We start from the raw sequence: 25,833 nt of genomic DNA on the forward strand, positions 1-25,833 counted from the left end.
TCACGCTCGTCGTGCTCGCCTTCGCGGTGTTCGCCACGTCACCGTGGAGATGATCCCCGCGGGTCTCCTTCCCGCGCTGAGTTCCGAGTTCGACATCCCGGCCGCGCAGGTCGGGCTCCTCGTGTCGGTGTGGTCGGCCACGATCATCGTGTCGAGCCTGCCGGTGGTTCGACTCGCCGCGGGAGTCGATCGTCGCACGTTCATCGTGGCCGCGCTGGTCGTGATGGCCGCCGCGAACGTCGTCACCGCGCTCGCCCCCACGTTCGAGGTGGCGCTCGGCGCGCGCGTCGTCGGCGCCATCGCGCACGGCGCCTTCTGGTCGATCGTGATGGTCTACGCGACCTCCCTCGTCGATCAGAGCATCGCCGGGCGGACGGTGGCCTTGGTCAGCGCCGGCGCCTCGGGCGCGACGGTCCTCGGCATCCCGCTCGGCACGCTCGTCGGCCAGGTGGCGGACTGGCGGCTGGTGTTCGGCGGTCTCGCCGCCGTGCTCGCCATCGTCGCCGTGCTGATCCAGCACCGGCTCCCGAAGTGGCCGGGCGCGGGTCCCGCTGCCCGCGGTGAGCGCAGACGCGACCGATCGCTCCCGCCGGTGATGGCGGCCGCGATCGCCTGCCTCCTCACCGCCGCCGCGAGCTTCACGCTCTTCACCTACATCGCGCCCTACGTGACGGATGTCGCGGGCCTCCCAGCCTCGTCGATCAGCCCGATCCTGCTCGCCTTCGGCGCCGCCGGCATCGCCGGCCTCGTGATCGCCGCGCTCACCACGGACCGCTGGCCCGTGGCATCCCTCGTCGTCATGTCGGCGCTGTTCACCGCGGCCCTCGCCGCCCTCGGGATCGCGCCGCACCACCCGACGATCGTGGTGGTGGCGGTGGCCGCGTGGGGGCTCGCGATCGGCGGCCTTCCGGCGATGTTGCAGTCGCGCCTGCTCGGCGTCGCCTCGCCCGCGCTGCGCGCGACGGCGAGCGCGCTGATGGTCGTGTTCTTCAACGCGGGCATCGCGATCGGGGCGACGCTCGGCGGCGTGCTGGAGCTCGGCGCGGGCCTGATCGCGGCCGCGTTCGCGGCCGCCGGGCTCGCGGCGCTGGCGACCGCAGCGGTCGTCATTTCACGGCTGCTCGCCGGGCGTTGAGCCGTCGCGACATCCGCTCGAGGCCGCTCAGCCCCAGGCGGCCTCGATCCGTGAATGCAGATCGTGCAGCCGGTCGGTCGACTCGTTCGCGAAGACCAGTCGCAGGTAGCGTGCGCCCGACGGCCCCCAGCCGTCCATCGGCGTCGCCGCGACCCTCCCCCGCTCGAAGAGACGTTCCGACGCCTCGGCGGGGCTCATCCCGAGCAGCGTGGTGTCGATGAGCAGCGACCACCCACCATCGGGCGGGATGACGGGGAGCCCTGCGAGCTGATCCAGGATGAGGTCGCGCCGGCCTCGCCACGTCTCGACGGCGTGAGTGAGGTCGTCCGCCGCGTCAGGTGCGTCGAGGGCGGCCGCGACGGCCTCCTGTGCGATCCCGACCTGGCAGACGACGTTGGTGAGTCCGACGAGGTTGATATCCGCGAGGATCTCCGCCGGGCCGACGACCCACCCGACGCGCCATCCGATCATGCGGAGCTCCTTCGAGGCCGAACCGACCGTGATGGTTCGCTCGGGCAGTCCTTCGACCTGTACCGGGTGCACCCGCCCGGCCGTGTCGAACCGCAGGCGCTCCATCGCGGCGTCGTAGATCACCCACGCGCGATGACCGTCGAGCGCACGCGCCAGGGCCTCCCAGTGGGAACGTCCGAGCACCGAGCCGGTCGGCATGGCCGGCGACATCATCAGAACCGCGGCCGTCCGATCTGTCACGGCCGACGCCAGGAGCTCCGGTTCGACGGTCCACCCCGTCGGCGACGGCGTGAGCGGGACGAACCGCGGGACTCCGCCCGCAAGTCGCACCCGGTTGACCAGGCCCGCGTAAATGGGATCCACCATCACGACCTCATCGCCGGGCTCCACGACCGCGAGGAGCGTGTTCAAGATGCCGTTGAGCCCCCCGGCCGTGATCACGCACTCCCGGACGGGATCGAAGGTTCGGTCGGCGAGCCGTCCCACATGAGCGGCGACCGCCTCCCGAAGCGAAACGGCCCCTTGGAATGGGAGGTAGCTGTTCGCACGATCGTCGTCGATCGCAGCCCGTGTGCGGTCCAGCGCGATCGCGGGCGGTCGGATGTCGGTGTCGAGATTCTCGAGGCGCAGCATCGACGCATCCCGCTCCCGGTCGGCCCGGTCGCCGATCAGGTCGACTCCGATGCCGGGAATGTGCTGCAGTCGTTGCACGGGCACGTCGCGCCCCCAATCTGATCATGGAACCGTGGGCTGTACGAGAAGTAGACTCCCGGCGCGCGTGATCGTCAACCGGGGAAGGAGCGGCTCTCTTTCCCCTTCCCGGGTACCCCGCTTCGGTCAGCCGAGGGCGGTGATCAGCACGATGAACGCGACGATCGTCAGACCAACGACGACGAGGCCGGCGATCGCCCAGCCGCGACCCGCGCCGCGGAGCCCGGAGATGCCGGTGATGACACCCCCGATGATGCCGATGGGGAGGAACGCGATGCCGAGGATACGCACCCAGTTCGGCGGGTCGAGCGGCGTCGCCGAGAGCGCCCAGAGCCAGCCGAAGGCGGCGAGCGCGACGAGGCCGAACACCACGCTCAGCACCCCAGGCGTCTTCGACTGGCGAACATCCGGTCGAGGTGAGGTGCTCATGCGCTCTCCTGCCTCGACCGTTCGCGCTGCCGTGGTGCCCCCGGCAGGATTCGAACCTGCGCTTCCGACTTAGGAGGTCGGCACTCTATCCCCTGAGTTACGAGGGCGCCGTCAGAGTCTACTTCCTCCGATTGCTCGTCTCGGTCTGCGCGTGGCAGTTGGGGCAGAGCAGGCGAAGGTTCGACAATTCGTTGTTGAACCGGTCGCCGTCGATGTGGTCGAGCTCGAGGGTCGACGGCTTCCCGTTCCACTCCGGGCCGAGCCCGCATATCGTGCAGATGTGCTGGACTCCGAGACGCGTCGTCATCCATCGCTTCAATGATTTGTTGTCGCGAGGCGTCGAAGAACGGGCGAAGCGCGCCTGAACCTGATCATCGGTGAGGATGGGTTTGGAGATTCGAGCGAGCCATTCGTCCGTTCTCGCAACTGGCAGCACCACGCCGAGCTCCTTCGCCATCAGGGCCGCCCGACGGGAGTTTCCGCTGTACTTCGAAACCCCGATGCGGTCGAGAACCTCCGCCACTGAGGTCGACTCGGTGCATGCCAGCGACGAACGCGCTCACATCCCAAGAGCGAGCCGCTGGCCGTCCGTTGGTACCCAGCCCATATCGTTTGAGCCAGTACCGCACGGTGGTGTGCGAGAGAAGGGCCCCCCACGTTCTACCGGTCGCGATAGCGTGTTGAACGGCACGCACCGCGGGCGCACGGGCGCCTGCCACGGCCGGGAAGCGGGGGATCATGGCGACGACGGAGACCACGAGGTTCTGGGTGGGCGCCTCGACGCTCGGAGCGCTCGGGTCGCCAGCGCGGGGCATCCGGTCGCTGGAGGTCGCCCTCGACGGCTCGATCACCCTCGGCGAGCCGGTCGATGTCGGCCCGAATCCCATGTACCTCGCCGTCTCGGAGGCGACGCGTGTGCTCGGCATCGCGCACGAGCTCCCCGAGGGACGCGTGTCGACCTGGACGCTCGACGGCGACGCACTCACCCCGTTCGGCCCCACGGGCGCGACCGGCGCGGGCGACCCGTGCTTCGTCGCGTTCGACGAGGCCGGCTCCTGGCTCTTCGCCGCGAACTACTCGGGCGGGCGGCTCACGGCGCACCCGGTGGCTCCGGATGTCGCGACCGAGGCCGTCTTCTCGATCCCATTCGAAGGCTCGGGGCCGAACCCCGAGCGCCAGACGTCGCCGCACCCGCATCAGGCCGTGGTCGACGCCGCGCGCGACCGGCTGCTCGTGCCCGACCTCGGCTCGGATCGGATCCGAGTCCTGGGCCTCGATGACCTCCCCGCGCGTCTCCCGCACGGAGAGGCCGACGACATCGTGGTGCACGCCGGCGCGGGCCCGCGTCACCTCGTCATCACGGGCGACGTCGCCATCGTCGCCAACGAACTCGATCGCACGGTGAGCGTCATCGACCTCGTCGAGGGGCGCGAGCTCGTGTCGGTACCCGTCGACGCGACCGTTGCGGCTCGTGGAATGGGCGTTTCGGCGATCCGGCTCACGCGTGCGGGCACGGTGCTCATCGGCGACCGCGATGCCGATGCGCTCGTCGCGCTGGGGTACGACCGCGACACGCGCTCGCTCGAGCACCTCGCGTCGGTGAAGACCGGCGGGCGGCATCCGCGCGACCTGCAGGTGACGCACGACGAACGCTTCGCCCTCGTCGCCGAGCAGGCCTCCGACTCGATCGCGGTGGTCGCGCTCGAGGAGGGCGTGCCGGTGCAGGTGGTCGAGACCATCAGCACCCCGGCACCCGCGTGCCTGGCCCGGGTGCCGTAGGCGGGGTCAGTTGTAGCCGAGAATGACGATCGCCGAGGTCGTCGGAGCGGGCTCGTCGACGAACCCGATCTCCTCGAGTCGCGCCTCGTCCAAGGGCTGCGTCATCGCGCTCACCTGTCTATTCGTGGAATGAGATCTCACGTTACCGGCGAGATCGCCACGACCTCACTGGCTGTGTCGTCCAACAAAGCACGTCGGATTCGCCACGGTGTCGACAACGGCCGGCAGCGCCGATCAGCCGGGCGGGTACAGATAGAGCGCGTCACCCGCGGCGATGGTGCGACGGTGGTACGAATGGTCGGAGTTCTGGTTGTACTCCTCGATGTTCACGCTGCCGTCGTCGTTGATCGACTGCACATACGCGACGTGGTTGTACGGGAACCACGCGACGGCACCCACGACGGGCGTGCTCGAGGTCGGCCACCCCTTCGACGCCCACGCATCGGCCCACGCGTAGGCGCTGCCCGACGCGAGATTGCTCCACGTCCACTTCCACGGGGCGCTGGTGACCCCGGCGTCGCGGTTCAACCGCCAGGCGACGAAGTCGACGCACTCGCGGTAGTAGTACCGCAGCGGCGACAACCCGCCGCCGTAGTCGTCGGGCACCTGATCCCACCACGGGTAGTCGTCGCCCTCGGCCTTGACCGTGTAGATGGCGTAGCTGCCGGAGCCTGCCCGCGACGCGAGCTCTGCCGCCCAGGCGGCCTGCTCGGCCGCCTCGGCGTCGCGGGCGGCGCGGTCGATCTCGGCCTTGGTCGTGATCGAGTACGTGTCGCTCGAGACGGTGGCGCCGCTCGCGAGTTCCGAGACGTCGACGGCCTGCGCCTCGGCGACCGAGAGGCTGAACGCTCCGGATGCACCGAACCCGCTGCTGCCCGGCATCAATGCGTACGCCGGCAGCGCCACGGTACCGAAGATCGCCGGGACCACCAGCACCGTGGCGAACACTCGGAGCGGGCCGTTGCGACGCGGCGCACGCGGTCGTGCGGTCGTGCTGCGTGCGGTCGTGCTGCGTGCGGCCGGCGCGATGCGTGGAGTGAAGGTGGTGCGTACGATTGGGGCGGTTCGACGGGCTCGACCTCGATGGGTGGCTCGCCGCCCAGAGCGGGTCTGCTCGTGGGCGTCGTACTCGTCACCGTGCAACAGCTCGAACCTCCGGATCCCGTCGAAGACCGCACTGCGGCGGCACCGGAACGGGTTGGCGTCATGTGATCCGGAGGTCGGGGTGGCTCCGGACTCGTACCACGATAGGGCACGCCCACTCGGCTTGTCACCACTGTCCACACGGCGGGTCGCGATGACTCAGACCCGCCGCACCGGACTCACGCCGCGGTGGAGAGGAACTCGTCCCACTGGGGCAGCGGACGCTCGAAGCCGCGCACGACCCAATTGCGGCCCTGCGGCATCCGCGGGGTGAATCTCAGCTCCCAGCCCATCTCCGCGGGAGTGTGGTCGCCCTTGGTGTTGTTGCACCGCAGGCAGCAGGCGACGAGGTTCTCCCAGGTGTCGCGCCCGCCGCGCGAACGCGGCAGCACGTGGTCGATGGTCGCCGCCGAACGCCCGCAGTAGGCGCAGCGGTGCTCGTCGCGACGGAGCACGCCTCGGCGGCTCACGGGCACCTGTTGTACACGAGGGGTGCGCACGTACCTCGTGAGCAGGATGACGCTCGGCCGCTGCCACGTACCGCTCGCCGCACACACGGGATTGTCCTCCTCGTGGAGGATCACGGTGGCCTTCTGGTTCATGACGAGGAGCAGGGCACGTTTGAAGGAGACGACGGCGAGCGGCTCATATCCCGCGTTGAGCACGAGGGTGCGCATGGAGTGCCTTTCGATCGGGGCTGGATGGCTTCCAGCCGCGTGAACGGATCGACGAGGCGAGCTCATGTGCGCGGGCGGGGGATGGCGTCAGGGCCGTGTGCGAATCGCCCCGAGAACGAAGAACGGGCACCGTCATGAAGACAGTGCCCGTCGGCGCGTTCGCGCGGATGTTGCTCGGCTGACTACTGCGCCGCTGGTCGAAGTGCGCGCGCAAACCCGTGGAATGGGTGCTGCGCGTCTCGGCCATCGGCTTCCCTACCCGGCTCTCGGATCGTCAGAGTACAAGGGTAAAGCACGAATGGCGTACCGGAACCCTCCGGCACGCCATTCGAATGTCGCGTTACGCGATGTTCACGTCTCAGATGCGGACGATCCAGTAGTCGCTCGTCCAGATCGGCTGGGTGCGCACCACGGTTCCCTCATAGGGCGCGTGCAGGATCATGCCGTTGCCGGCGTAGAACCCGATGTGTCCCGACATGACCACGAGGTCACCGGGGACGGCCTCGGACTCGCTGATCTGGGTACCCGCGGCGCCTTGGGCCGACGAGGAGTGCGGCAGGTTGATGCCGAACTGCGCGTAGACGTATTTCACGAGCCCAGAGCAGTCGAAGCCGGCGGGCGTGGCGCCGCCGTACACGTAGGGCACGCCGAGATACTGCTGGGCGACCGCGAACACGCTGGCGGGGTCGGCGGAGCCGTAGACCGGCGCAGCGGCGAACTCGGACGCGGAGGGACCCGAGTAGCTCGCGGCGTACGACGCCATCTGCGCCTCGGCGGCCTGACGGGCGGCCTCAGCCGCGGCGGCGGCCTCCTCGGCAGCGCGGATCTCGTCACCGGTGACGGCCGCGTACGAGTCCTTGGTGAGCGGGGCTGCGATGACGTCGCCGGTGACGTCGACGGACTGCGCCTGCGCCTTCGTGAGCGCGGTCTCGGCGGAGGTGCCGAACTGCAGTCCGCCACTGCCGGGCGCGAACGCGTACGCCGGGATGGCGAGCGTGCCCACGATGCCGGCCGCCACCGTCATCACGACGACGTTCGCGAGGCCGCCGCGCCGAAGACGGCGGGTGGATGCGAGCGGCGCAGTACGCACGGTGGTGGCGAGGTCTTCGGTGCGGAGTGCCGGGGCCTTCGGGGCGGCGTTCGCCCTCGATGCGGCCCCACGAGCGATGGTGCGGATCTGACGCCGCCGGGGGAATCGAGCCAAAGCGTGTACCTCCGCCCCACGACATCGCTGCCGTCCCACCTGCTGCGCACGAGGCGCGTCACGGGTTCTGAATCGAGCGGTGGGCACCGGGGGGCGAACTCGATCCTGTTCCGCCGACCGGCTTCTTGCCGGCGGACTCGACCGACGATACGCGACGTTCGCCCAAATGTCACATTTTCATTACGGAGCGCCCGAATCCGACGCGAGTGGGGGTACCTCCTGGCCGATGAAGACGTGACCGGCCACGTCACGCGGCAGTTCGAGCGCACCGTCGACGCCATCCACCTGAACGAGCACGGAGCGGCCGCTGATGCTGAAGGTCGCCGACGCCCCGGGCACCACGCCCGCGCGCTTGAGTTCCCCGAGCAGTTCGGGATCGAACTGCACGGGTTCACCCAGCCGCCGCACGATGCCGTGGACGGGTGCCGCATCCGTCGAGAGCGCGTCGAGCACGCGCACCACACCGGTCATGAAGGCGTCGGCCGCGGGGACGCCGAGCTCTTCGAGGCCCGGGATCGGGTTGCCGTAAGGGGACTCGCGAGGCTGACCGAGGATCTCGATGAGCCGGCGCTCGACCTGCTCGCTCATCACATGCTCCCAACGGCATGCCTCGTCGTGCACGTACTCCCAGTCGAGCCCGATGACGTCGGCGAGCAGTCGCTCCGCGAGCCGGTGCTTGCGCATGACGTGCACGGCCTTGCTGCGACCGGACGCGGTGAGTTCGAGGTGGCGGTCGCCCGAGACCACGACGAGCCCGTCGCGCTCCATGCGGGCAACGGTCTGCGAGACCGTGGGGCCGGAATGACCGAGACGCTCCGAGATGCGAGCACGCAGCGGCACGATGTTCTCCTCTTCGAGATCGAGGATGGTGCGGAGGTACATCTCCGTCGTGTCGATGAGGTCGGTCACCTGAGCCCTCCCTGTCGCAACCGTCATCAAGCCTAGCGGTCGGTGCTGCCTCGATAGACTCGACGCATGCCGAGCCTCGTGATCCCCAGCGACCTCCTGCCCGCCGACGGCCGATTCGGCTGCGGCCCCTCGAAGGTCCGGCCCGAGCAGTTCGCGCACCTCGCGGCGGAGGGCCCGAAGCTCCTCGGCACCTCGCACCGCCAAGCGCCCGTGAAGAACCTCGTCGGCCGGGTGCGAACGGGCCTCGCCGACCTGTTCGCATTGCCCGACGGGTATGAGGTGGTGCTCGGCAATGGCGGGTCCACCGCGTTCTGGGACGCCGCGGCATCCGGGCTCATCGAACGCCGCGCGCAGCTCTGCTCGTTCGGCGAGTTCGGCCAGAAGTTCGCCGTCGAGGCCGGTGCGCCGTGGCTCGAGGCTCCCGATGTGCGCCGTGCGGAGCCCGGATCCCGCTCAGCCCCCGAGCCCGTCGAGGGCGTCGACGTCTACGCGTGGCCCCAGAACGAGACGTCCACGGGCGTCATGGCGCCCGTGACCCGGGTCGACGGCGACGAGGGCGCGCTCACGGTCATCGATGCGACGAGCGCCGCGGGCGGGGTCGAGATCGACCCCGCGCAGTTCGACGTGTACTACTTCGCCCCGCAGAAGAACTTCGCTTCCGACGGCGGGATCTGGTTCGCGCTCTTCTCCCCCGCCGCGATCGAGCGCGTCGAGCGCCTCGCCGCCGGTGACCGCTACATCCCCGAGTTCCTCTCGCTGAAGAACGCGATCGACAACTCGCGGCTGAACCAGACCCTGAACACCCCGGCGCTCGCGACCCTGCTGCTCATGGAGAACCAGGTCGAGTGGATGAACACGTCGGGCGGTCTCGGCTGGGCCGACGCCCGTACGCGCGAGTCCTCGTCGGCGCTGTACGACTGGGCTGCCCGCACCGAGGTCGCCACCCCGTTCGTGGCCGAGCCCGCCGACCGTTCGCAGGTGGTCGTGACGATCGATTTCGACGAGTCGACGGATGCCTCGCGCATCGCATCGATCCTGCGTGAGAACGGGGTCGTCGACACCGAGCCGTATCGCAAGCTCGGACGCAACCAGCTGCGCATCGCCACGTTCACGGCCATCGAGCCCGATGACGTGCGTGCGCTCACCGCGTCCATCGACTACGTGCTCGAGCGGATGGACTGACGCCCGTGCGGTTCTGGCTGAGCGAGTCCGAGCGGCGCCCCGATCCGGCGCCGGCCCGGGCCGACGCACGCAAGGCGATGTTCGCCGGAACGCTGGTGTGGCTGGCGGCCCTCATCGTCGCGATCATCATGCGTCCGCAGCTCGTCGATGCCGGGCTCGGCTGGTTCGTCTGGGCCGCCGCCATCGGCGTCGGCATCGGAGCCGCCGGGCTGGCCATCGTGCAGGTGATCCGTCGCCGGATCCTGCGTCAGGAGCCCGACACGGCCGACTGATCGGCGTCGGAGTCGTCGCCGTCCTCGTCGACGTCGGAGCCGTCGTCGTCGGTGTCGTCGTCGTCGGTGTCGTCGTCCTCGGTGTCATCGTCCTCGGCCGACTCGTCGAGTGAGTCGATGTCGATGCCATCGAACTCGTCATCGCCGGCGTCACGCCCGAACGCCGCGTCGAGCTCGGCCTCGTCGTCGACCTCGTCCTCGTCGAGGTCGTCGTCATCGAAGTCGTCGGCCTCATCGTCGAGCTCCTCCTCGACGACCGTCTCGCCGGCGGCGTCGGCTGCGGCCGCCGCGATCGCCTCCTGTGCGGCGCGGTAATCGGCGAGCCGCTCCGACCATGGCACCCACTCGGGCGCGAGCAGCGCCCGGTCGCCCGGCATGAGCTCGGTCTCGAGCACCGTCGGTTCGGCGTCCTCGATGCGTGCGATGGTCACGCTCCAGTGCCACCCCGGATACCCCGAGAGGTCGGACGCGAACAACAGCGTGAGCACGTGTTCGCCCTCGACGACATGCCCGACCACGGAACCCACGGTCTCGGGGCGCGTGACCTCGAGGAGTGCTCGGCGAGCGAAGTCGACGGCGCCGAGCAGCACCTCGTCGGCCACGGGCGCGGGCGCGGCGGCATCCGTCGACACCGTCTCGGTGGGCTCGGCGACCGTCTCGGCCGGCTCGGCCGCCGGCTCGAGCTGCTCAGGCTGATCGAACGGCTCAGGCATCGAGGTCGTCAGCCACCTTGCGCAACACGGCTGCCACCGTGCGCGCCTTGGACTTCTCGGGGTACCGGCCGCGGCGCAGGTCGACACCGATGCCGTCGAGCACCTTCACGACGTCCTCGACGATGATCGCCATGTCATCGGCGGGCTTGCGGTTCATCTTGGCGAGGCTCACGGGCGCATCGAGTACCCGCACCGAGAGGGCCTGAGCGCCGCGCTTGCCCTGGGCGACGCCGAACTCCAGTCGCGTGCCCGCACGCACGGTCGCGCCGGCGGGAAGAGCGGATGCGTGGAGGAAGACCTCCTGGCCGTCATCGGAGCTGATGAAGCCGAATCCCTTCTCCTCGTCGTAGAACTTGACCTTGCCGGTGGGCATCGTGGAACCTCGCTTGCGTCGGAAGGCGCGCGGAATCGCGTCGCGTTGCAGGCTCCAGTCTAGGAGGCCGCAACCGCTCCGACCGCCCGCTGCCCTATTCTTGACAGGTGAGCGAATCCGGTCCCATCACCGAGCACCGCGCCGAGCGCATTCTGGCGTACATGTTCGTCGGCCTCGTCGGGATCTCGATCCTCGCGTTCCTGGCGGTCATGTTCGGCACCCTCGCGGGCGCAGCCGCCGACGACGGATTCAGCACGGGCGTCTGGCCGTTCGTCATCATGCTGCCCTGGTTCGGGCTGCCGCTCGCCTTCCTGCTCCTCATCGCACTGCTGGTCGTGAACGGCATTCGCCGACGACGCCAGTCCACGGCCGGATCGAGCTGACGGGGGCCGATGCTCGAGCTCGCCGCACGACTTCGGGGGCTGCCGCGACAGGAACTCGCGTCGGCACTGCAGGCGCGCGAGTTCGAGACCTCGGGCGCACGCGACCTGTTCGACCTCGCTGAGGCGCTGCTCGTGCCCGACTCGATCGACCACGCCCTGAGCCGCCTCGATCGCCGGCACCTCGCCGTGCTCGTCGCGGCCTCGGGCATCGCCGACGAGCACGGGACCACCACCATCGACGCCGTACGCGACGAGCTCGTGCGGCTGGGTGGTTCCGAACGGCTGTCGGATGCCGCGGCCGGCCTCCTCGCCGAACTCGCCGCGACCCTCCTGGTCGTGCCCGGCGCCGACCCCGAGCACGTGCACGTGCCGACGGCCGTCACGGCCCGCCTCGCGGTGCAGACCGGTCGCGACCTCCCCTCGGCCGCCGATCTCGCGGCACCGGCGCCCGCCGTGCTCGCCGCCGTCGACGACGTCGACCGCACGCTGGTCGAACGCCGCGCGGCCGAGACCGCCTACGCGACGGTCGCCGCGACCTCCGAGCTCCTCGCCGAGCTCGGCAACCAGCCGGCACGCGAACTCGCGAAGGGCGGCCTCGCGCTGCCCGACTCGAAGCGGCTCGCCGAGTCGGCCGGCATCGAGCTCGACGCCCTCCCCCGGCTCTTCCACCGCGCCGACGAGGCGGGCCTCGTGGTGCGCGACGGCGCGTTCTGGCTCGAATCCGACCTCGGGGCCGCCTGGACGCAGCAGAGCGCCGCGGCGCGTTGGCGACGGCTCGCCGAGTGCTGGCGCGACCGCATCCCGGAGCCACTGCGCGACCTCGTCGCGAGGCGCAGCGAGACGCTCTCGGCGACCGACCTGCGCGAGGACGTGCGCTGGTTCTACCCCGCGGGCGGACGCTGGATCGACGAGGCGCTCGACCGACTCGTCGACGACGCCGAGGCGCTCGGTCTCGCGGTCGCCGGTGAGCCCGTCGAGTCGGGTCGCCTGGTGCTCGCGGGCGACACCGACCGGGCCGCCCGTATGCTCGCCGCGCACTTCCCGGCACAGGTCGACAAGGTCTACCTCCAGCACGACCTCTCCGTGGTCTCGCCCGGTCCGCTGGAGCCCGAACTCGACGCGCGCCTACGCGGGTTCGCCGACGTCGAGGGGCGCGACCTCGCCTCGACGTATCGCGTGAGCGCGGCATCCGTGAACCGCGGACTCGCCGCCGGCGAGACGGCCGAGACCATCCTGGCGTTCCTGAAGGGGTTGTCGCTGACGGGCATCCCCCAGCCGCTCGCGTACCTCGTGGGCGAGGCGGCCACCCGGTTCGGCAGCGTGCGCGTGGCCGCCGCCGACGAGCGCGACGCGCCGGCGCGCTCGGCGATCCGGTCCGACGACGACCAACTGGTGCGCACGCTCGCCGTCGACCAGTCCCTCGCATCGCTCGGGCTGCGACAGTCAGGGCCGCACCGCCTGCTGTCGCGCTTCCCGGCCGACGTGGTCTTCTGGGCGCTCTCCGATGCGAAGTACCCCGTCGCCGCCGAGAACTCGAACGGCGAGATCGTGCGCCTGCGCCGCCACCGCCTCGCCGCGGCTCCGACACCGCAGCCGAAGTCGGATCCGATCGCGGCGCTCCTCGACCGCGTGCTCGCGACCGGTGAGGACGGCGCCACCGAACAGGCGTGGCTCGCCCGCCAGCTCGAGGCCGCCGCGCGCTCGAAGGAGACCCTCACGGTGACCGTGCGCATGCCGGGCGGCCAGACGGCCGACTACCTCCTGGCGCCGGCGAGCGTCGCGAACGGCCGACTCCGCGCCCGCGATCGCAAGGCCGACATCGAGCGCACCCTGCCCCTGTCGGCCATCGCCGCGGTGTCGCCCGCACCGACGAACGTCTGACGCGGTCCCGCGCCTCGACCTCGAGGCTGTCGGCCGTGCATCCATGAAGCGGGCGTAGACTCGAACGCTATGTCAGACGGCCCCCTCATCGTGCAGAGCGACCGCACCGTGCTCCTCGAGGTGGCGCACCCGCTCGCGGAGGATGCGCGCCACGACCTCGCGGTGTTCGCCGAACTCGAGCGAGCGCCCGAGCACGTGCACACGTATCGGATCACCCGCCTCGGACTCTGGAACGCGCGCGCCGCCGGTCACGACGCCGAGGACATGCTCGGCACGCTCGAGCGCTACGCGAAGTTCCCGGTGCCGCAGACCGTCGCCGTGGACATGCGGGAGACGGTCGGCCGCTACGGCCGGCTCGTGGTGGACCGCACCGAGGACGGCGCCCTCCGCCTGCATTCCACCGACATCCCCGTGCTCAGGGAGGTCTCGGGTTCGCGGCGCATCGCACCCCTGCTCACCGAGCGTCTCGACGACGAGAGCTTCCTCGTGGAGCCGTGGGCGCGGGGGCAGCTGAAGCAGGAGCTCGTGAAGCTGGGCTGGCCCGCCGAGGACCTCGCCGGGTACACGCCGGGCACACCGCACGAGATCGCCCTGAACCAGGACGACTGGCACCTGCGCGACTACCAGCAGAAGGCCGTCGACAACTTCTTCGACGGCGGCTCGGGCGTCGTCGTGCTCCCCTGCGGCGCCGGCAAGACGCTCGTGGGCGCCGGCGCGATGGCGACCGCCAAGACGACGACGCTCATCCTCGTGACGAACACCGTCTCGGCACGGCAGTGGCGCGACGAGCTGCTGAAGCGCACGTCGCTCACGGCCGAGGAGATCGGCGAGTACTCGGGTCAGATCAAGGAGATCAAACCCGTCACCATCGCGACCTACCAGATCCTCACCGCCAAGCGGAAGGGCGAGTACGCGCATCTCGCCCTGCTCGATGCGCTCGACTGGGGGCTCGTGGTCTACGACGAGGTGCACCTCCTGCCGGCACCCGTGTTCAAGCTCACCGCCGAGCTGCAGGCCCGGCGCCGCCTCGGCCTCACCGCGACGCTCGTGCGCGAGGACGGCCGCGAGGGCGACGTGTTCTCGCTCATCGGTCCGAAGCGGTTCGATGCCCCGTGGAAGGAGATCGAGGCGCAGGGCTTCATCTCCCCGGCCGCCTGCTACGAAGTGCGCATCGACCTGCCGCAGTCGGAGCGGCTCGCGTATGCGGCATCCGCCGACGACGAGCGCTACCGGCTCGCGGCCACGGCTCCCGCGAAACTCGGCGTGGTGCGCGAGCTCGTGGCCAAGCACGCGGGCGAGCGGATCCTCGTGATCGGCCAATACCTCGACCAGATCGACGAGCTCGCCGAGGCGCTCGGCGCGCCGCAGCTCACCGGCGCCACGCCCGTCGACGAGCGGGAGCGGCTGTTCCAGGAGTTCCGCGACGGCAGGACACCCGTGCTGGTGGTGTCGAAGGTCGCGAACTTCTCGGTCGACCTGCCCGAGGCGACCGTTGCGATCCAGGTGTCGGGCTCATTCGGGTCCAGGCAGGAGGAGGCGCAGCGCCTCGGACGCCTGCTGCGGCCGAAGGAGTCGGGGCTCTCGGCGAACTTCTACACGCTCGTCGCCCGTGACACGGTCGACCAGGACTTCGCGCAGAACCGCCAACGGTTCCTCGCCGAGCAGGGGTACAGCTACACGATCCTCGACGCGGACACGCTCGAGGCCGCGTGACCCGCGTGCCCGCGTGACCTCGGCGTGACCGCGGCGTAACGAGTCGCCTCCGACTTTGCGGTGCGGGTTCATCAGGTTAGGCTTACCTAAGCCGCAGTTCGCGGCGCCCACCCCGACTTCCGGAGACCGACCTCCATGCGCGCATCCCGTCCTGCCCTCGCTCTCGGCGCGTCCTTCGCCCTCGCGCTCACCCTCGCGGGGTGCACGGCGACGCCCGAATCATCGACCGACGAGGGGGTCCTGACGATCTACGCCGGTCGCAACGAGGCGCTCATCGGTCCGCTCATCGAGCAGTTCACCGAGGACACGGGCATCGAGGTCGACGTGCGCTACGCGACGAGCCCCGAGCTCAACGCACTGCTCCTCGAGGAGGGAGCGCGGACGCCAGCGGACGTGTTCTTCTCGCAGGATGCCGGTGCGCTCGGCTCCATCGCGAGCGCCGGGCTCACCTCGCCCGTGCCCGCAGAGCTCGCCGATCTCATCCCAGCCGGTTTCACGTCCGACGACGACAGCTGGATCGGCGTCACGGGCCGTGCCCGCGTCATCGCCTATGACGGCGAGGACCTGCCGAGTGAGACCGTGCCCGACACGGTCGATGCGCTGACGGCGCCCGAGTGGAGCGGCCGCGTCGCCTTCGCCCCCGGCAACGCGAGCTTCCAGTCGTTCGTGACGGCGCTTCGCGTGCTCGAGGGCGAGGAGGCCGCCGCCGAATGGGTGCAGGCCGTCGCCGAGAACGATCCGGTCCTCACCGACAACAACCTGGCGACGCTCGACCTCGTGAACTCCGGGCAGGCCGACATCGGGCTGATCAACCACTACTACTGGTTCGAGCGGGCGGCCGAGCTCGGCGAGGAGAAGATGCGCGCGCAGCTGGAGTTCCTCCCCGGCGACCCCGGCGGCATCGTCAACGTGAGCGGCGCCGCGATCCTGAAGGGCGCCGAGGGCAACGCCGACGCCCTCGCGTTCATCGAGTACCTCGTCTCGGAGACGGCCCAGCGCTACTTCGTCGAGGAGACCTTCGAGTACCCGCTGCTGCCCGGAATCGACGCCCCCGAGGGCCTGCCCGCCCTCGACACCCTCGTGAACCCCGAGCTCGACCTCTCCGACCTCGAGTCCCTCGAGGAGACGCAGCAGCTGCTCGCCGACGCCGGACTCCTGTAGCGTCTCCGAGCCGTAGGCTGAGACGGATGTCCCTCGCGAGCCCGCTCCGACCGCCGCGCGTGCTGCTCGCCGCGGCGGTCGCCGCCTGCGCGCTCGCGGCCATCCCGCTCGCGTACCTCCTCGTGCGCGTCGGATCCGCGGGTGTCGGAGAGGTCCTCGAGCTCCTCAGCCGACCACGCGTGCCCGAGCTCCTCGGCAACACGGTGCTGCTCGCGGCATCCGTCACCGCCGCCACCGTGGCGATCGGCGTACCGAGCGCGTACGTGCTCGCCCGAGCCCGGCTTCGCGGCCGCGCCGCGTGGACCATGCTCGCCGCGCTGCCGCTCGCGGTGCCGTCCTACCTCGCGGCCTACGGCTGGCTCGCCGCCCTGCCGTGGATGCAGGGCTTCTGGGCCTCGTGGTTCGTGCTCACCCTGGTTGCGGTGCCGTACGTGACGCTGCCGGTCGCGGCCGCCCTCCGAGCCGGCACGACCGGCCTCGACGACGTGGCGCGAACCCTCGGGCGCGGGCCGCTCGCCGCGTTCCGTCTCGGCACCCTCCCGCAGATCCGCCCCGCGGTGCTCGCCGGCGCGCTCCTCGTCTGCCTCTACACGCTGAGCGACTTCGGCGGGGTCGCGCTGTTCCGCTACCGCGTGCTGACCACGGCCATCCAGCAGGCCTACGGCGCGAGCTTCAACCGGGACTACGCGGCCATCCTCGCGACGATGCTGGTGCTGCTGGCCGTCGCCGTCGTGGTGGGCGAACAGGTGGCCCGGGGTCGAGCGGCCCGGCAGTTCGGGGCCGTCACCGGGCCTGCCCGACAGCGCCGGGTGCGCCTCGGCCGCTGGACCGTCCCCGCGCTCGCGCTGCTCGCCATCCCGCCGGGCCTCGCGGTCGCGGTGCCCGTCACGGTGCTCGTGCTGCGCCTGTTCGAGGCACAGACCCTGCGCGCGTTGGATGCCCGCGAGCTCGGGGCGGCGGTGGCGAACACCGTGCTGCTCTCGGCCGGCGGAGCGCTCGTGGCCATCCTGCTGGCGTTGCCGATCGGGATCCTCGCGGCCCGCTACCGCGGCCGGATCGTGCGCGCCGTCGAGACGACCGGCTACCTCGCCCTCGGCCTTCCCGGCATCGTGGTGGGCCTCTCGCTCGTGTTCTTCTCGCTGGGCGTCGTGCCGGTGTTCTACCAGACGGCGTTCGTGCTCGCCTTCGCCTACGGGGTGCTGTTCATGCCCAAGGCGATCGGCGGCATCCGCAGCGCCACCGCCCAGGTGCCCACCTCCCTCGAGGACGTGTCGCGCACCCTCGGCAACGGCCGCGTGCGCACCTGGTGGTTCGTCACGGCGCGACTCGCCCGGCCGGGCATCGCGGCCGCGGCCCTGCTGGTCACGGTGACGGCGATGAAGGAACTGCCCGCGACGCTCCTCCTGCGCCCCACCGGCACCGACACGCTTGCGACCGAGCTGTGGTCGCGAACGGATGTCTCGGCCTACGGGGCCGCGGCGCCCTACGCGCTCGCGCTGCTCGTGGTGGCGGCGGTGCCCGCGTTCCTCCTCTCACGCGCACGCACGGGCGAGTTCGACGAGGCCGTGCCGTGAGCCGGCTCGAGGTGCGCGACCTCGTGGTCGGCTACGACGCCGCCGACGTGCTGCACTCGGTGAGCGTCGACGTGCCGCACGGCGCACTGCTCGCGATCGTCGGCCCGAGCGGATGCGGCAAGACGACGCTGCTGCGTACCATCGCCGGACTCGTGCGCGCCCGCGCGGGCGAGATCCGCATCGGGCAGCGCATGGTCACGACCCACGGGATCCACCTCGCGCCCGAGAAGCGGCGCATCGGCTGGGTGCCGCAGGACGCCGCACTGTTCCCCCATCTCACCGTGGCGGAGAACGTGGCCTTCGGCCTGCCGAGCGCCCGCGGATCGGCTCGCACCGCCCGCCGCGCCGCTCGGAACGCCGACGTGCGGCGGCTGCTCGAGCTCGTGGGCCTCGGTGCGCTCGGCGACCGACTTCCCGCGCAACTGTCGGGCGGGCAGGCGCAACGCGTCGCGCTGGCGCGGGCGCTCGCCTCGGCACCCGACGTCGTGCTGCTCGACGAGCCGTTCGGCGCCCTCGATCCGATCCTCCGAGGGGAACTGCGCAGCTCGGTGCGCGAGCTCCTCCGCGAGGAGGGCGTCACGGGCATCCTCGTGACGCACGACCAGGCGGAAGCGCTCTCGATCGCCGATCTCGTCGCCGTCATGCGCGGCGGCGAGGTCCTGCAGCTCGACACGCCCGAGCAGGTCTACCGCCGGCCCGCGACGCCGTGGGTGGCGGGGTTCGTGGGCGACGCGGTCTTCCTGCCCGGAACGTGGCACGGAGACGAGGTGGCGTGCACGCTCGGTCGGATCCCCGCCGATTGGGTATCGGTTGACGAGTCGCCGGGTTCCGCGACCGAATCCCCCGTCGACGGCGCGCCCGTCGAAGTGCTCGTGCGTCCCGAGGAGCTCGCGCTCACTCCGCTCCGCGCGGGCAGCGACGACGAGCATGCGGCCGCCGTCGACGCCGCCGGCAGGCTCGTCGCCACCGTGGTCGACATCAGCTACACCGGCCACGACGCGATGCTCACCCTCGTCGCCGACGAACTGCGCCTGCGGGCTCGGGTGACCGCGGCCGGCCTCCTGCCGGTCGGCTCCCGGGTCGCGGTTCGGGTCGCGGGGCGTGTGCTCGCCTACTCCGCCCGGGCGTAGCGGAGCAGCAGCAGGTCTCCCGCGGGAATCGCGTGCAGGAGGCGCATCCGCCGCTCCGCCTCGCTCGCGCCGCGCACCATGCGGGCCGGATCGCCGCCCACCAGCGTCGGGCTGAGGCTGAGGCACAGCTCGTCGACGAGGCCCTCGTCCAGGAGCGTGCCGAACAGGTGCGGGCCGCCCTCGCAGAGCACCTGCGGCATGCCGCCGTCGGCGAGCGCGCGCAGCATCTCGCGTACGTCGAGCGCGTCGGTGCCGCACGTGATCACGTCGGCGACCTCGGCGAGCGCATCGCGCCGGTCGGCCGGCGAGGACTGGTGGGTGATCACGATCGGACGCTCCGTGGCGCGCGCGAAGAACGCGTGCTCGGGCCCGAGGTCGAGGCGCGAGGAGACCACGGCGACCCTGGGCAGACTGGGCAGGCCGTGCGCGAGGCGCCACGCGACATCGGCCTCGTCGAGTTCGACGCCGCCGTACCCCTCGACGCGCACCGCGCCCGCGCCGACGAGGATGACGTCGGCCAGCGTGCGCAGCGCCGCCATGGCGAGGCGGTCGTTCGCATCGCCGAGCGCGCCGCTGCGGCCCTCGAGCGTGACGGCACCGTCGAGGCTCATCACGAAGTTCATGCGCACGCGAGGGGTCGCCCGGTCGTCGACGGCGTACGCCTCGAGCAACTGCTCGCGCCCGACTGCCTCGGTCACCGGTTGTGCTCCAGGAAGACGGGCTCGCGCCATCCCTCGATGGCCTCGACCATGCGCACGGCGTCGACCGTTTCGCGCACGTTGTGCACGCGCACGATGCGCGCGCCGCGCATGACGCTGTACACCGCCGCGGCGATGGATCCCTCGACGCGCTGGTCGCGGGGACGGCCGAGGCTCTCACCCACGAAGTCCTTGTTCGAGAGGGCCACGAGGGTCGGGTACCCGAGCGCGGTGACCTCGTCGAGCCGCCGCGTGAGCTCGAGCGAGTCGAGCGTGTGCTTGTTGAGGTCATGCCCCGGGTCGACGATGAGGCGGTCGGATGCCACGCCGCGATCTTCGGCGAAGGCGACGCGTCCGCGCAGGAACGCGACGACCTCGGACACCACGTCGTCGTACCGCGGTGACGGGTAGGGCGTGCGCGGGGCCGCGAGGCTGTGCGTCACGATGAGCGAAGCATCGGTCGCGGCCACGACGTCGGCCATGGCGGGATCGCGCAGGCCCGACGTGTCGTTCACGACGTGAGCTCCCGCCGCGATCGCCTCGCGTGCGACCTCGGGGTGGAAGGTGTCGACCGAGAGCACGGCGCCCGAGCCGGCGAGCGCGGCGACCACCGGCACGACGCGATCGAGCTCTTCGGCCACGGGAACGGGTGGCCCCGGCGCGAACTTGGCGCCGCCCACGTCGATCCAGTCGGCGCCCTCCTCGATGGCGCGATGCGCCGCGGCAACGGCGGCATCGAGGGAGTCGGTGCGTCCGCGGTCGTAGAACGAGTCGGGAGTGCGGTTCACGATGGCCATGACGGCGACGTGCCGCGCGAAGTCGAACACGCGCGGCCCGATGCGCCGGCGCATGGTGGCCGAGGCCACGCCCATCAGGCGACTCCGGCGAGCTGTTCGAGCGGCACGGCCGGGTCGGTCAGGCGTGCGGGATCGACGACGACGCGTGAGCGGATGAGCTGCTGCACGGTCTCGTTGACGTCCCACGCGTTGACGTTCATGCCGGCGACGACCCGATCGTCGCGAAGCCAGAATGCGATGAGCTCGCGAGCGTCGCGGTCGCCCCGGAACACCGGGGCCACATCGGCGGCGAGCACGCCGTAGCCGGAGTATTCCATGCCCAGATCGTACTGGTCGGTGTAGAAGTACGGGATCTCGTCGTACTCGACGGACTCGCCCGCGAGCGAGCGCCCGGCGGCCTTGCCCGCGTTCTCGGCGTTCGCCCAGTGCTCGATGCGGATCGGCCGCTGCAGCACCGGGTGGAAGACGCTCGCGACGTCGCCCACAGCGTAGACATCCTCGGCACTCGTGCGGAATGCGGCATCCGTCACCACACCGCGGTCGACCTCGAGCCCTGCAGCCTCCGCCAGACCGGTCTCGGGGATCGCGCCGATGCCCACCACCACGATGTCGGCGGGCACGACCTCGCCGCCCTCGAGCTCGACGCCCGTGACCCGGCCGCCGTCGGTGCTGCCGTCGCCATCGCCGCGGATGCCCGCGACACTCGTCGACATGCGAAGATCGACCCCGTGCTCGCGATGGAGCGCGGCGAACACCGATCCGGCGTCGTCGCCGATCGCGGCATTGAGTGGCACGGTCTCGAGGCCGAGCACCGTCACCTCGTTCTCGTAGCCGCGGGCCGCAGCCGCGACCTCGAGGCCGATCCAGCCGGCCCCGATGACGACGACCCGCCGGCCACCGGGCCTGAGCGCTTCCCGCAGCGCCACCGAGTCCTCGACGGTGCGCAGCAGGTGCACGCCGGCCAGTTCGCCGCCCGGGCCGCCGAAACGGCGCGGCGACGCTCCCGTGGCGAGGAGCGCGCGCCCGAACCGCAGGCTGGCGCCATCGTCGAGCTCGATCGTGTGCGCCGACGGGTCGAGTCGTGTCGCACGTCGCCCGCGCAGGAGCACGACGCGCTGCTCCTCGTACCAGGCCGCCGGGTGCACGTCGATGCTGTCGCGTTCGGCGCCGCCGACGAGGAACTCCTTCGAGAGCGGCGGCCGCGTGTAGGGCAGCGCCTGCTCGGCCGACACGATCACGAGCGGGCCGCCGTACCCCGCCTCGCGTGCGCCCTCGGCCGCTCGGGCTCCGGCAAGTCCACCACCGATGATGACGATCGATTCCTGTTCGGACATCTCATCCACCTCACTCACTCCTGGTGCGAACGCCGCATCGCGCGAGGAACTCGCGTCGCGTGCGCTCGTCGTCGCGCACGACTCCCGTGAAGGAGCTCGTCATGGTTCGGGCACCGCGTACCTGCACACCGCGGAGCGACATGCAGAGGTGCTCGGCTTCGATCACGACGCCCACGCCGAGCGGATCGAGTTCGGCGTCGATCCATCTGGCCACCTGATGCGTGAGTCGCTCCTGCACCTGCAGGTCGCGGGCGAATCGCTCGACGACCCGCGCGAACTTCGACAGGCCGAGGATCCGGTCGCCGGGCACGTAACCGACATGGGCGGTTCCGCTGAACGGCAGCAGGTGGTGCTCGCACAGCGAGTCGAACGGGATGCCCGCCACGACGACGAGTTCGTCGTAGCCCTCGTCATTGGGGAAGGACGTCGCCTCGAACGGGCGTGGCGTCAACATCTCGATGAACGAGTCCGCGACCCGGCGCGGCGTCTCCGCCAGATGCGGCGAGCGGATGTCGCGGCCGAGCGCCGTGAGCAGCTCGGCGACCGCGGCGGCGGCGCGCGCCCGGTCGACGGGTTCGAGGACTTCCTGGGGTTCGCGCGAGGCCAGAGGCTCGTCGGCCGCGGCGGCCACCGCGTGCAGGTGGGGCCTGGACGCGCCCTGCTCGGCGAGTTCGATCGAGGTCATGTGCGCACCCTTCCGTCGATCTCGACGCTAGGCCCGCGCCGTTCTTTTGTCAATCATCATTGTTTTTAGAGTAGGATCGAGTCATGGCATCCGACGATGAAGCCACCTTCGAGCGCCGCGTGAGCGCCGTCTCGGCCCTCGCCGACCCGCTGCGCCGCCGCGTCTACGACGCCGTCGCGCGCAGCGCGGAGCCGCTCGGACACGACGCGGTGGCCGCCGCGCTCGACGTTCCGCGCTCCACGGCGGCCTTCCATCTCAACCGGCTCGCCGCCGAAGGGCTCCTCGACGTGGAGTTCCGCCGCCTCGGCGAGCGCACCGGTCCGGGGCAGGGACGCCCGGCGAAGGTGTACCGACGCACCGACAACGATCTCGCGGTGGAACTGCCACGTCGCCTCTACGAACTGGCCGGACGCATCATGGCCCGGGCCATCGCCGTCGCCGCCGCCGACGACGTGCCCGTGATGGACTCGTTGCGTGCGGCGGCGATGCACACCGGGGCTCGGATCGCCGAGGCATCCGACGACCTCGACGACGCCCTCGACCACCTCGGCATGGAGCCGACGGCCGACGGCCCCGACGTGGTGCTCGGCACCTGTCCGTTCCACGTCCTCGCCCAGGAGAACCCGGGGATCGTGTGCGCGCTCAACCAGTCGCTGGTCTGCGGCATGGCCGAGGCGGTCGGCGATGACCCTGCCCGGGTGCGGCTCGACCCCGGCGCCGGGCGATGCTGCGTTCGCATCGGGCCGGCGAACGATGCCGTCCAAGGAGTTCCCAGCTAGGTTTCAGCCAACGCGCAGAGAATCGTCCCATGAGCGACGGACCACGCATTCTCATCGTCGACGACGAACCCAACATCCGCGATCTCCTCACCACGAGCCTGCGGTTCGCCGGATTCGCCGTTCGCGCCGTCGGCAACGGCGCCCAGACCATCTCGGCCGTGCTCGAGGAGGAGCCCGACCTCATCATCCTCGACGTGATGCTTCCCGACATGAACGGGTTCGGGGTCACGAAGCGCCTGCGCTCCGCCGGCTACACCGCCCCCATCCTGTTCCTCACCGCGAAGGACGACACGGAGGACAAGATCACGGGCCTCACGGTCGGCGGCGACGACTACGTGACGAAGCCGTTCAGCCTCGACGAGATCGTGGCCCGCATCAAGGCGATCCTCCGGCGTACCATGCACGCCGAGGAGGACGCGGTCATTCGCACCGGCGAGCTCACCATGGACCAGGACACGCATGAGGTGCTCGTCGGCGACGTGCCCGTCGAGCTCTCCCCCACCGAGTTCAAGCTCCTGCGCTACCTCATGCTGAACCCCAACCGAGTCCTCTCGAAGGCGCAGATCCTCGACCACGTGTGGGAGTACGACTTCAACGGCGACGCGGGCATCGTGGAGAGCTACATCTCCTACCTCCGCCGCAAGCTCGACCAGCACTCGACCGAACCGCTCATCCAGACCAAGCGAGGATTCGGGTACATGCTGAAGTCCTCGAAGCCCTGACTCAGGCTTGACCGCCTAGACTCGGCGCGCCATGCATCAGACGATTTCCGAGCGGTGGAACCGCATCTCGCTGCGCACCAAGATCACCGGGGTGACGGTGCTGATGCTCACGCTCGGACTCCTCGTCTCGGGCATCGGCACCGCGGCGATGCTCCGCTCGTACGTCGAGGAGCAGATGGCCTCGAAACTCGAGGCCCTCGCGACCGGCGACCTGGCCAAGTACTTCGAACCGGGCGAAACCCGCTCCGAGGACCTCTACGGCCGAGACTTCAGCGACTCCGAAGACGTCTTCGTGGCGGTCTACCGGCCGTCGGGCGAGTACGTCGGCAACAACTGGTCGCGCACCGATCGGGACACGCCGCGGATCCCCCGCACCCTGACCCAGGCCGAGGTCACGGAGCTGAATCCGGGCGGGTTCACCGTGATCCAGCTCGAGGACTCCGCGGGCGCCCGCACGTACCGGGCGGTGACGGCGCTTATGGAGGCCGACAACCAGGGCAACTACGCGCCCATCATCATCGCGATCTCGTCGAAGGACACCGAGCGCCTGCTCGCGGTCTACCTCACGATCTTCCTCGGCTTCGGCCTCGGGGTCGTGCTCGTCGGCGCCCTGCTTACCCGCATGCTGGTGACCACGACGTTCGCGCCCCTGCGCGAGGTTGAGCGCACGGCTGCCGCGATCGCCGACGGCGACTTCAGCCAGCGACTCGGCGGGGCCACGCCGAACACCGAGGTCGGGCGCCTCAACCGTTCGCTCAACACCATGCTGAACCGCATCGACCGCGCATTCCGCGACCGCGCCCGCACGATCGAGCAGATGCGCCGGTTCGTCGGCGACGCATCCCACGAGCTGCGCACGCCGCTCGTGTCGGTGCGCGGCTACGCCGAGCTGTACCGCATGGGCGCCCTGCAAAGTCCCGACGAGGTCGGCCAGGCGATGGACCGCATCGAGAAGGAGGCCATCCGCATGGGCGGTCTCGTCGAAGACCTCCTCGCCCTCGCCCGGCTCGACGAAGCGAAGCCACTCGAGCTCGTCGAGGTCGACCTCGTGCCCCTCGCGCGCGATGCCGCCCTCGACGCCATGGCCGCGCATCCCGGTCGCATCGTCACCGTCATCGCACCCGAGGAGACGGGCGAAGCGGATGCCGCGGGCGAGCCGCCGACCGAGGTCGTCGTCGAACTCGAACCCGAACGGCCGGCGACCGGTGCGATGTCGTTCGCGGGCGCCACGCTCGCCCGTCTCCGCGGCCGCCGCCGCCGAGGCGAGGGTGCCGTTGGGGGCGGCCGGCGCGGATCGGGCCAGCGGGCAGGGGCAGGGGCAGGGGCATCCGCTGCCGCCTCCAGGCGGACGGGCGGGTCCAAGACGCGCGCGGCGTCGGCGAGCGATGCGGTGGCCACCACCGTCGCGGACACGTCGAGGCCACCCGCGACGTCGGGTGCGATCGTACCCGTGCGGCGAGCCGTGGTGCTCGCCGAAGAGAACAAGGTTCGCCAGGTGCTCACCAACCTCATGGCGAACGCGATCCGCTTCACCACCGACGGCAGCCCCATCGAGATCCGGGTCTCGGTCGACGACCCCGCCGAACGCGCCATGATCGAGGTCATCGACCACGGCGAGGGCATCGCGCCGCAGATCCGCGAGAAGATCTTCCAGCGGTTCTGGCGCGCCGACACCTCGCGCACCCGCGAGACGGGCGGCTCCGGACTCGGCCTCGCGATCGTCTCGTCGATCGTGGCCGCGCACAACGGCACGGTGGATGTCGTCGAGACACCCGGCGGCGGCGCCACGTTCCGGGTCTCACTGCCGCTCGCGGGGTCGACCGCGGCGCCGCAGTCGGTCATGCCGGCCTGAACCCACTCCTCCTCACGAGGCGGTGGAGCTCGGATGCCGCTCCCCAGCGCCCACGTCGGCGTCGTGCCCGGCGCGGTGGCGCCCGTAACGTGTCGCCCACATCCGAGTGGAAGGAAACCCGAATCC

25 protein-coding genes, 1 tRNA gene and 1 pseudogene are annotated in these 25,833 nt (G+C 70.8%); 13 read left to right on the forward strand and 14 right to left on the reverse strand.

The window, feature by feature from the left end:
- The first annotated feature begins 49 nt into the window (after positions 1-49).
- Complete coding sequence (locus tag AB0K73_RS07745) at positions 50-1,135, forward strand: MFS transporter (protein ID WP_360517076.1); 1,086 nt, start codon at positions 50-52, stop codon at positions 1,133-1,135.
- 27 nt (positions 1,136-1,162) lie between these two features.
- On the opposite strand, the gene AB0K73_RS07750 is transcribed toward AB0K73_RS07745, so the two are convergent.
- From AB0K73_RS07750 to AB0K73_RS07765, 4 genes are all read right to left on the reverse strand, one after another.
- Positions 1,163-2,323 carry a pyridoxal phosphate-dependent aminotransferase gene (locus tag AB0K73_RS07750; RefSeq protein WP_360517073.1) on the reverse strand — a complete coding sequence of 387 codons (1,161 nt, stop codon included), beginning with the start codon at positions 2,321-2,323 and terminating at the stop codon, positions 1,163-1,165.
- A 120-nt stretch (positions 2,324-2,443) separates the two neighbouring features.
- Complete coding sequence (locus AB0K73_RS07755; RefSeq protein ID WP_360517070.1) at positions 2,444-2,746, reverse strand: hypothetical protein; 303 nt, start codon at positions 2,744-2,746, stop codon at positions 2,444-2,446.
- Positions 2,747-2,778: 32 nt separating this feature from the next.
- A tRNA-Arg gene (locus tag AB0K73_RS07760) sits at positions 2,779-2,853 on the reverse strand.
- 11 nt (positions 2,854-2,864) lie between these two features.
- On the reverse strand, positions 2,865-3,269 hold the full coding sequence (locus tag AB0K73_RS07765) for an HNH endonuclease signature motif containing protein (protein WP_360517067.1): 405 nt from the start codon (positions 3,267-3,269) through the stop codon (positions 2,865-2,867).
- A 215-nt stretch (positions 3,270-3,484) separates the two neighbouring features.
- Here AB0K73_RS07765 and AB0K73_RS07770 point away from each other — a divergent pair, with 215 nt between their 5' ends.
- A complete protein-coding gene (locus AB0K73_RS07770) occupies positions 3,485-4,525 on the forward strand; it encodes a beta-propeller fold lactonase family protein (protein ID WP_360517064.1) in 1,041 nt (346 codons plus the stop codon).
- 234 nt (positions 4,526-4,759) lie between these two features.
- Here the strand turns inward: AB0K73_RS07770 and AB0K73_RS07775 are convergent, their stop codons facing one another.
- The 4 genes from AB0K73_RS07775 to AB0K73_RS07790 all read right to left on the reverse strand — a co-directional run bounded on the left by AB0K73_RS07775 (position 4,760) and on the right by AB0K73_RS07790 (position 8,458).
- A complete protein-coding gene (locus tag AB0K73_RS07775) occupies positions 4,760-5,473 on the reverse strand; it encodes a CHAP domain-containing protein (protein ID WP_360517061.1) in 714 nt (237 codons plus the stop codon).
- A gap of 374 nt (positions 5,474-5,847) precedes the next feature.
- Positions 5,848-6,345: an HNH endonuclease gene (locus AB0K73_RS07780; RefSeq protein ID WP_360517058.1), complete on the reverse strand. Its 498-nt coding sequence runs from the start codon at positions 6,343-6,345 to the stop codon at positions 5,848-5,850.
- Between the two features lie 358 nt (positions 6,346-6,703).
- Positions 6,704-7,549: a C40 family peptidase gene (locus tag AB0K73_RS07785; protein ID WP_360517055.1), complete on the reverse strand. Its 846-nt coding sequence runs from the start codon at positions 7,547-7,549 to the stop codon at positions 6,704-6,706.
- 180 nt (positions 7,550-7,729) lie between these two features.
- On the reverse strand, positions 7,730-8,458 hold the full coding sequence (locus AB0K73_RS07790) for a metal-dependent transcriptional regulator (RefSeq protein ID WP_360517052.1): 729 nt from the start codon (positions 8,456-8,458) through the stop codon (positions 7,730-7,732).
- Positions 8,459-8,524: 66 nt separating this feature from the next.
- On the opposite strand from AB0K73_RS07790, the gene serC reads away from it, so the two are divergent.
- Together serC and AB0K73_RS07800 are read left to right on the forward strand one after the other, a co-directional pair.
- Positions 8,525-9,640, forward strand: a complete 1,116-nt coding sequence (serC, locus tag AB0K73_RS07795; protein ID WP_360517049.1) for a phosphoserine transaminase — start codon at positions 8,525-8,527, stop codon at positions 9,638-9,640.
- A gap of 5 nt (positions 9,641-9,645) precedes the next feature.
- The gene (locus AB0K73_RS07800; RefSeq protein WP_360517046.1) at positions 9,646-9,912 is read left to right on the forward strand and encodes a DUF2530 domain-containing protein; all 267 of its coding nucleotides are present in this window, start codon (positions 9,646-9,648) and stop codon (positions 9,910-9,912) included.
- Here the strand turns inward: AB0K73_RS07800 and AB0K73_RS07805 are convergent.
- Both AB0K73_RS07805 and AB0K73_RS07810 read right to left on the reverse strand, forming a co-directional pair.
- Positions 9,888-10,625, reverse strand: coding sequence for a DUF3027 domain-containing protein (locus AB0K73_RS07805; RefSeq protein ID WP_360517043.1), 738 nt, complete (start codon positions 10,623-10,625; stop codon positions 9,888-9,890). The genes AB0K73_RS07800 and AB0K73_RS07805 overlap by 25 nt on opposite strands.
- The gene (locus tag AB0K73_RS07810; RefSeq protein WP_360517040.1) at positions 10,618-10,998 is read right to left on the reverse strand and encodes a cold shock domain-containing protein; all 381 of its coding nucleotides are present in this window, start codon (positions 10,996-10,998) and stop codon (positions 10,618-10,620) included. The genes AB0K73_RS07805 and AB0K73_RS07810 overlap by 8 nt, the downstream gene beginning before the upstream one ends.
- Before the next feature lie 107 nt (positions 10,999-11,105).
- Here AB0K73_RS07810 and AB0K73_RS07815 point away from each other — a divergent pair, with 107 nt between their 5' ends.
- The 6 genes from AB0K73_RS07815 to AB0K73_RS07840 all read left to right on the forward strand — a co-directional run bounded on the left by AB0K73_RS07815 (position 11,106) and on the right by AB0K73_RS07840 (position 18,840).
- Positions 11,106-11,381: a hypothetical protein gene (locus tag AB0K73_RS07815; RefSeq protein ID WP_360517037.1), complete on the forward strand. Its 276-nt coding sequence runs from the start codon at positions 11,106-11,108 to the stop codon at positions 11,379-11,381.
- A 9-nt stretch (positions 11,382-11,390) separates the two neighbouring features.
- Positions 11,391-13,262, forward strand: coding sequence for a helicase-associated domain-containing protein (locus AB0K73_RS07820; protein ID WP_360517034.1), 1,872 nt, complete (start codon positions 11,391-11,393; stop codon positions 13,260-13,262).
- Between the two features lie 69 nt (positions 13,263-13,331).
- Entirely contained in the window at positions 13,332-14,975 is a 1,644-nt protein-coding gene (locus AB0K73_RS07825) for a DNA repair helicase XPB (protein ID WP_360517031.1), read from the forward strand.
- A 135-nt stretch (positions 14,976-15,110) separates the two neighbouring features.
- A complete protein-coding gene (locus AB0K73_RS07830; RefSeq protein WP_360517028.1) occupies positions 15,111-16,136 on the forward strand; it encodes an iron ABC transporter substrate-binding protein in 1,026 nt (341 codons plus the stop codon).
- Positions 16,137-16,162: 26 nt separating this feature from the next.
- Positions 16,163-17,710, forward strand: a complete 1,548-nt coding sequence (locus tag AB0K73_RS07835) for an iron ABC transporter permease (RefSeq protein ID WP_360517025.1) — start codon at positions 16,163-16,165, stop codon at positions 17,708-17,710.
- Positions 17,707-18,840, forward strand: a complete 1,134-nt coding sequence (locus AB0K73_RS07840) for an ABC transporter ATP-binding protein (protein ID WP_360517022.1) — start codon at positions 17,707-17,709, stop codon at positions 18,838-18,840. The genes AB0K73_RS07835 and AB0K73_RS07840 overlap by 4 nt, the downstream gene beginning before the upstream one ends.
- Here AB0K73_RS07840 and AB0K73_RS07845 read toward each other — a convergent pair.
- Genes AB0K73_RS07845 through folE form a run of 4 tightly spaced genes read right to left on the reverse strand, consistent with a single transcriptional unit; the run spans position 18,822 to position 22,354 of the window.
- A complete protein-coding gene (locus AB0K73_RS07845; protein WP_360517019.1) occupies positions 18,822-19,538 on the reverse strand; it encodes a pyrimidine reductase family protein in 717 nt (238 codons plus the stop codon). The two genes, AB0K73_RS07840 and AB0K73_RS07845, sit on opposite strands and share 19 nt — an antisense overlap.
- Positions 19,535-20,389, reverse strand: a complete 855-nt coding sequence (gene folP / locus AB0K73_RS07850; RefSeq protein WP_360517155.1) for a dihydropteroate synthase — start codon at positions 20,387-20,389, stop codon at positions 19,535-19,537. The genes AB0K73_RS07845 and folP overlap by 4 nt, the downstream gene beginning before the upstream one ends.
- A gap of 20 nt (positions 20,390-20,409) precedes the next feature.
- Positions 20,410-21,669: an FAD-dependent oxidoreductase gene (locus tag AB0K73_RS07855; RefSeq protein ID WP_360517016.1), complete on the reverse strand. Its 1,260-nt coding sequence runs from the start codon at positions 21,667-21,669 to the stop codon at positions 20,410-20,412.
- A gap of 10 nt (positions 21,670-21,679) precedes the next feature.
- On the reverse strand, positions 21,680-22,354 hold the full coding sequence (folE, locus tag AB0K73_RS07860) for a GTP cyclohydrolase I FolE (protein WP_360517013.1): 675 nt from the start codon (positions 22,352-22,354) through the stop codon (positions 21,680-21,682).
- Between the two features lie 83 nt (positions 22,355-22,437).
- Here folE and AB0K73_RS07865 point away from each other — a divergent pair, with 83 nt between their 5' ends.
- From AB0K73_RS07865 to AB0K73_RS07875, 3 genes and pseudogenes are all read left to right on the forward strand, one after another.
- Complete coding sequence (locus AB0K73_RS07865; protein WP_360517010.1) at positions 22,438-23,133, forward strand: helix-turn-helix domain-containing protein; 696 nt, start codon at positions 22,438-22,440, stop codon at positions 23,131-23,133.
- A 29-nt stretch (positions 23,134-23,162) separates the two neighbouring features.
- Positions 23,163-23,855, forward strand: a complete 693-nt coding sequence (locus AB0K73_RS07870) for a response regulator transcription factor (protein ID WP_130353365.1) — start codon at positions 23,163-23,165, stop codon at positions 23,853-23,855.
- Between the two features lie 31 nt (positions 23,856-23,886).
- Positions 23,887-25,698: pseudogene (locus AB0K73_RS07875) on the forward strand (HAMP domain-containing sensor histidine kinase); the annotation flags it as partial.
- Positions 25,699-25,833 lie beyond the last annotated feature (135 nt).

The sequence above is a fragment of the Agromyces sp. NPDC052230 genome (assembly GCF_040679595.1).
Taxonomy (GTDB): Bacteria; Actinomycetota; Actinomycetes; order Actinomycetales; family Microbacteriaceae; genus Agromyces.

What these genes read in the sequence shown, in the direction of transcription:
- AB0K73_RS07745 (WP_360517076.1), top strand. Translation starts at nt 50, where the DNA reads ATGATCCCCGCGGGTCTCCTTCCCGCGCTGAGTTCCGAGTTCGACATC.
- AB0K73_RS07755 (WP_360517070.1), bottom strand. Translation starts at nt 2,746, where the DNA reads ATGAGCACCTCACCTCGACCGGATGTTCGCCAGTCGAAGACGCCTGGG.
- AB0K73_RS07770 (WP_360517064.1), top strand. Translation starts at nt 3,485, where the DNA reads ATGGCGACGACGGAGACCACGAGGTTCTGGGTGGGCGCCTCGACGCTC.
- AB0K73_RS07780 (WP_360517058.1), bottom strand. Translation starts at nt 6,345, where the DNA reads ATGCGCACCCTCGTGCTCAACGCGGGATATGAGCCGCTCGCCGTCGTC.
- serC (WP_360517049.1), top strand. Translation starts at nt 8,525, where the DNA reads ATGCCGAGCCTCGTGATCCCCAGCGACCTCCTGCCCGCCGACGGCCGA.
- AB0K73_RS07805 (WP_360517043.1), bottom strand. Translation starts at nt 10,625, where the DNA reads ATGCCTGAGCCGTTCGATCAGCCTGAGCAGCTCGAGCCGGCGGCCGAG.
- AB0K73_RS07810 (WP_360517040.1), bottom strand. Translation starts at nt 10,998, where the DNA reads ATGCCCACCGGCAAGGTCAAGTTCTACGACGAGGAGAAGGGATTCGGC.
- AB0K73_RS07820 (WP_360517034.1), top strand. Translation starts at nt 11,391, where the DNA reads ATGCTCGAGCTCGCCGCACGACTTCGGGGGCTGCCGCGACAGGAACTC.
- AB0K73_RS07825 (WP_360517031.1), top strand. Translation starts at nt 13,332, where the DNA reads ATGTCAGACGGCCCCCTCATCGTGCAGAGCGACCGCACCGTGCTCCTC.
- AB0K73_RS07830 (WP_360517028.1), top strand. Translation starts at nt 15,111, where the DNA reads ATGCGCGCATCCCGTCCTGCCCTCGCTCTCGGCGCGTCCTTCGCCCTC.
- AB0K73_RS07835 (WP_360517025.1), top strand. Translation starts at nt 16,163, where the DNA reads ATGTCCCTCGCGAGCCCGCTCCGACCGCCGCGCGTGCTGCTCGCCGCG.
- folP (WP_360517155.1), bottom strand. Translation starts at nt 20,389, where the DNA reads ATGCGCCGGCGCATCGGGCCGCGCGTGTTCGACTTCGCGCGGCACGTC.
- AB0K73_RS07855 (WP_360517016.1), bottom strand. Translation starts at nt 21,669, where the DNA reads ATGTCCGAACAGGAATCGATCGTCATCATCGGTGGTGGACTTGCCGGA.
- folE (WP_360517013.1), bottom strand. Translation starts at nt 22,354, where the DNA reads ATGACCTCGATCGAACTCGCCGAGCAGGGCGCGTCCAGGCCCCACCTG.
- AB0K73_RS07865 (WP_360517010.1), top strand. Translation starts at nt 22,438, where the DNA reads ATGGCATCCGACGATGAAGCCACCTTCGAGCGCCGCGTGAGCGCCGTC.
- AB0K73_RS07870 (WP_130353365.1), top strand. Translation starts at nt 23,163, where the DNA reads ATGAGCGACGGACCACGCATTCTCATCGTCGACGACGAACCCAACATC.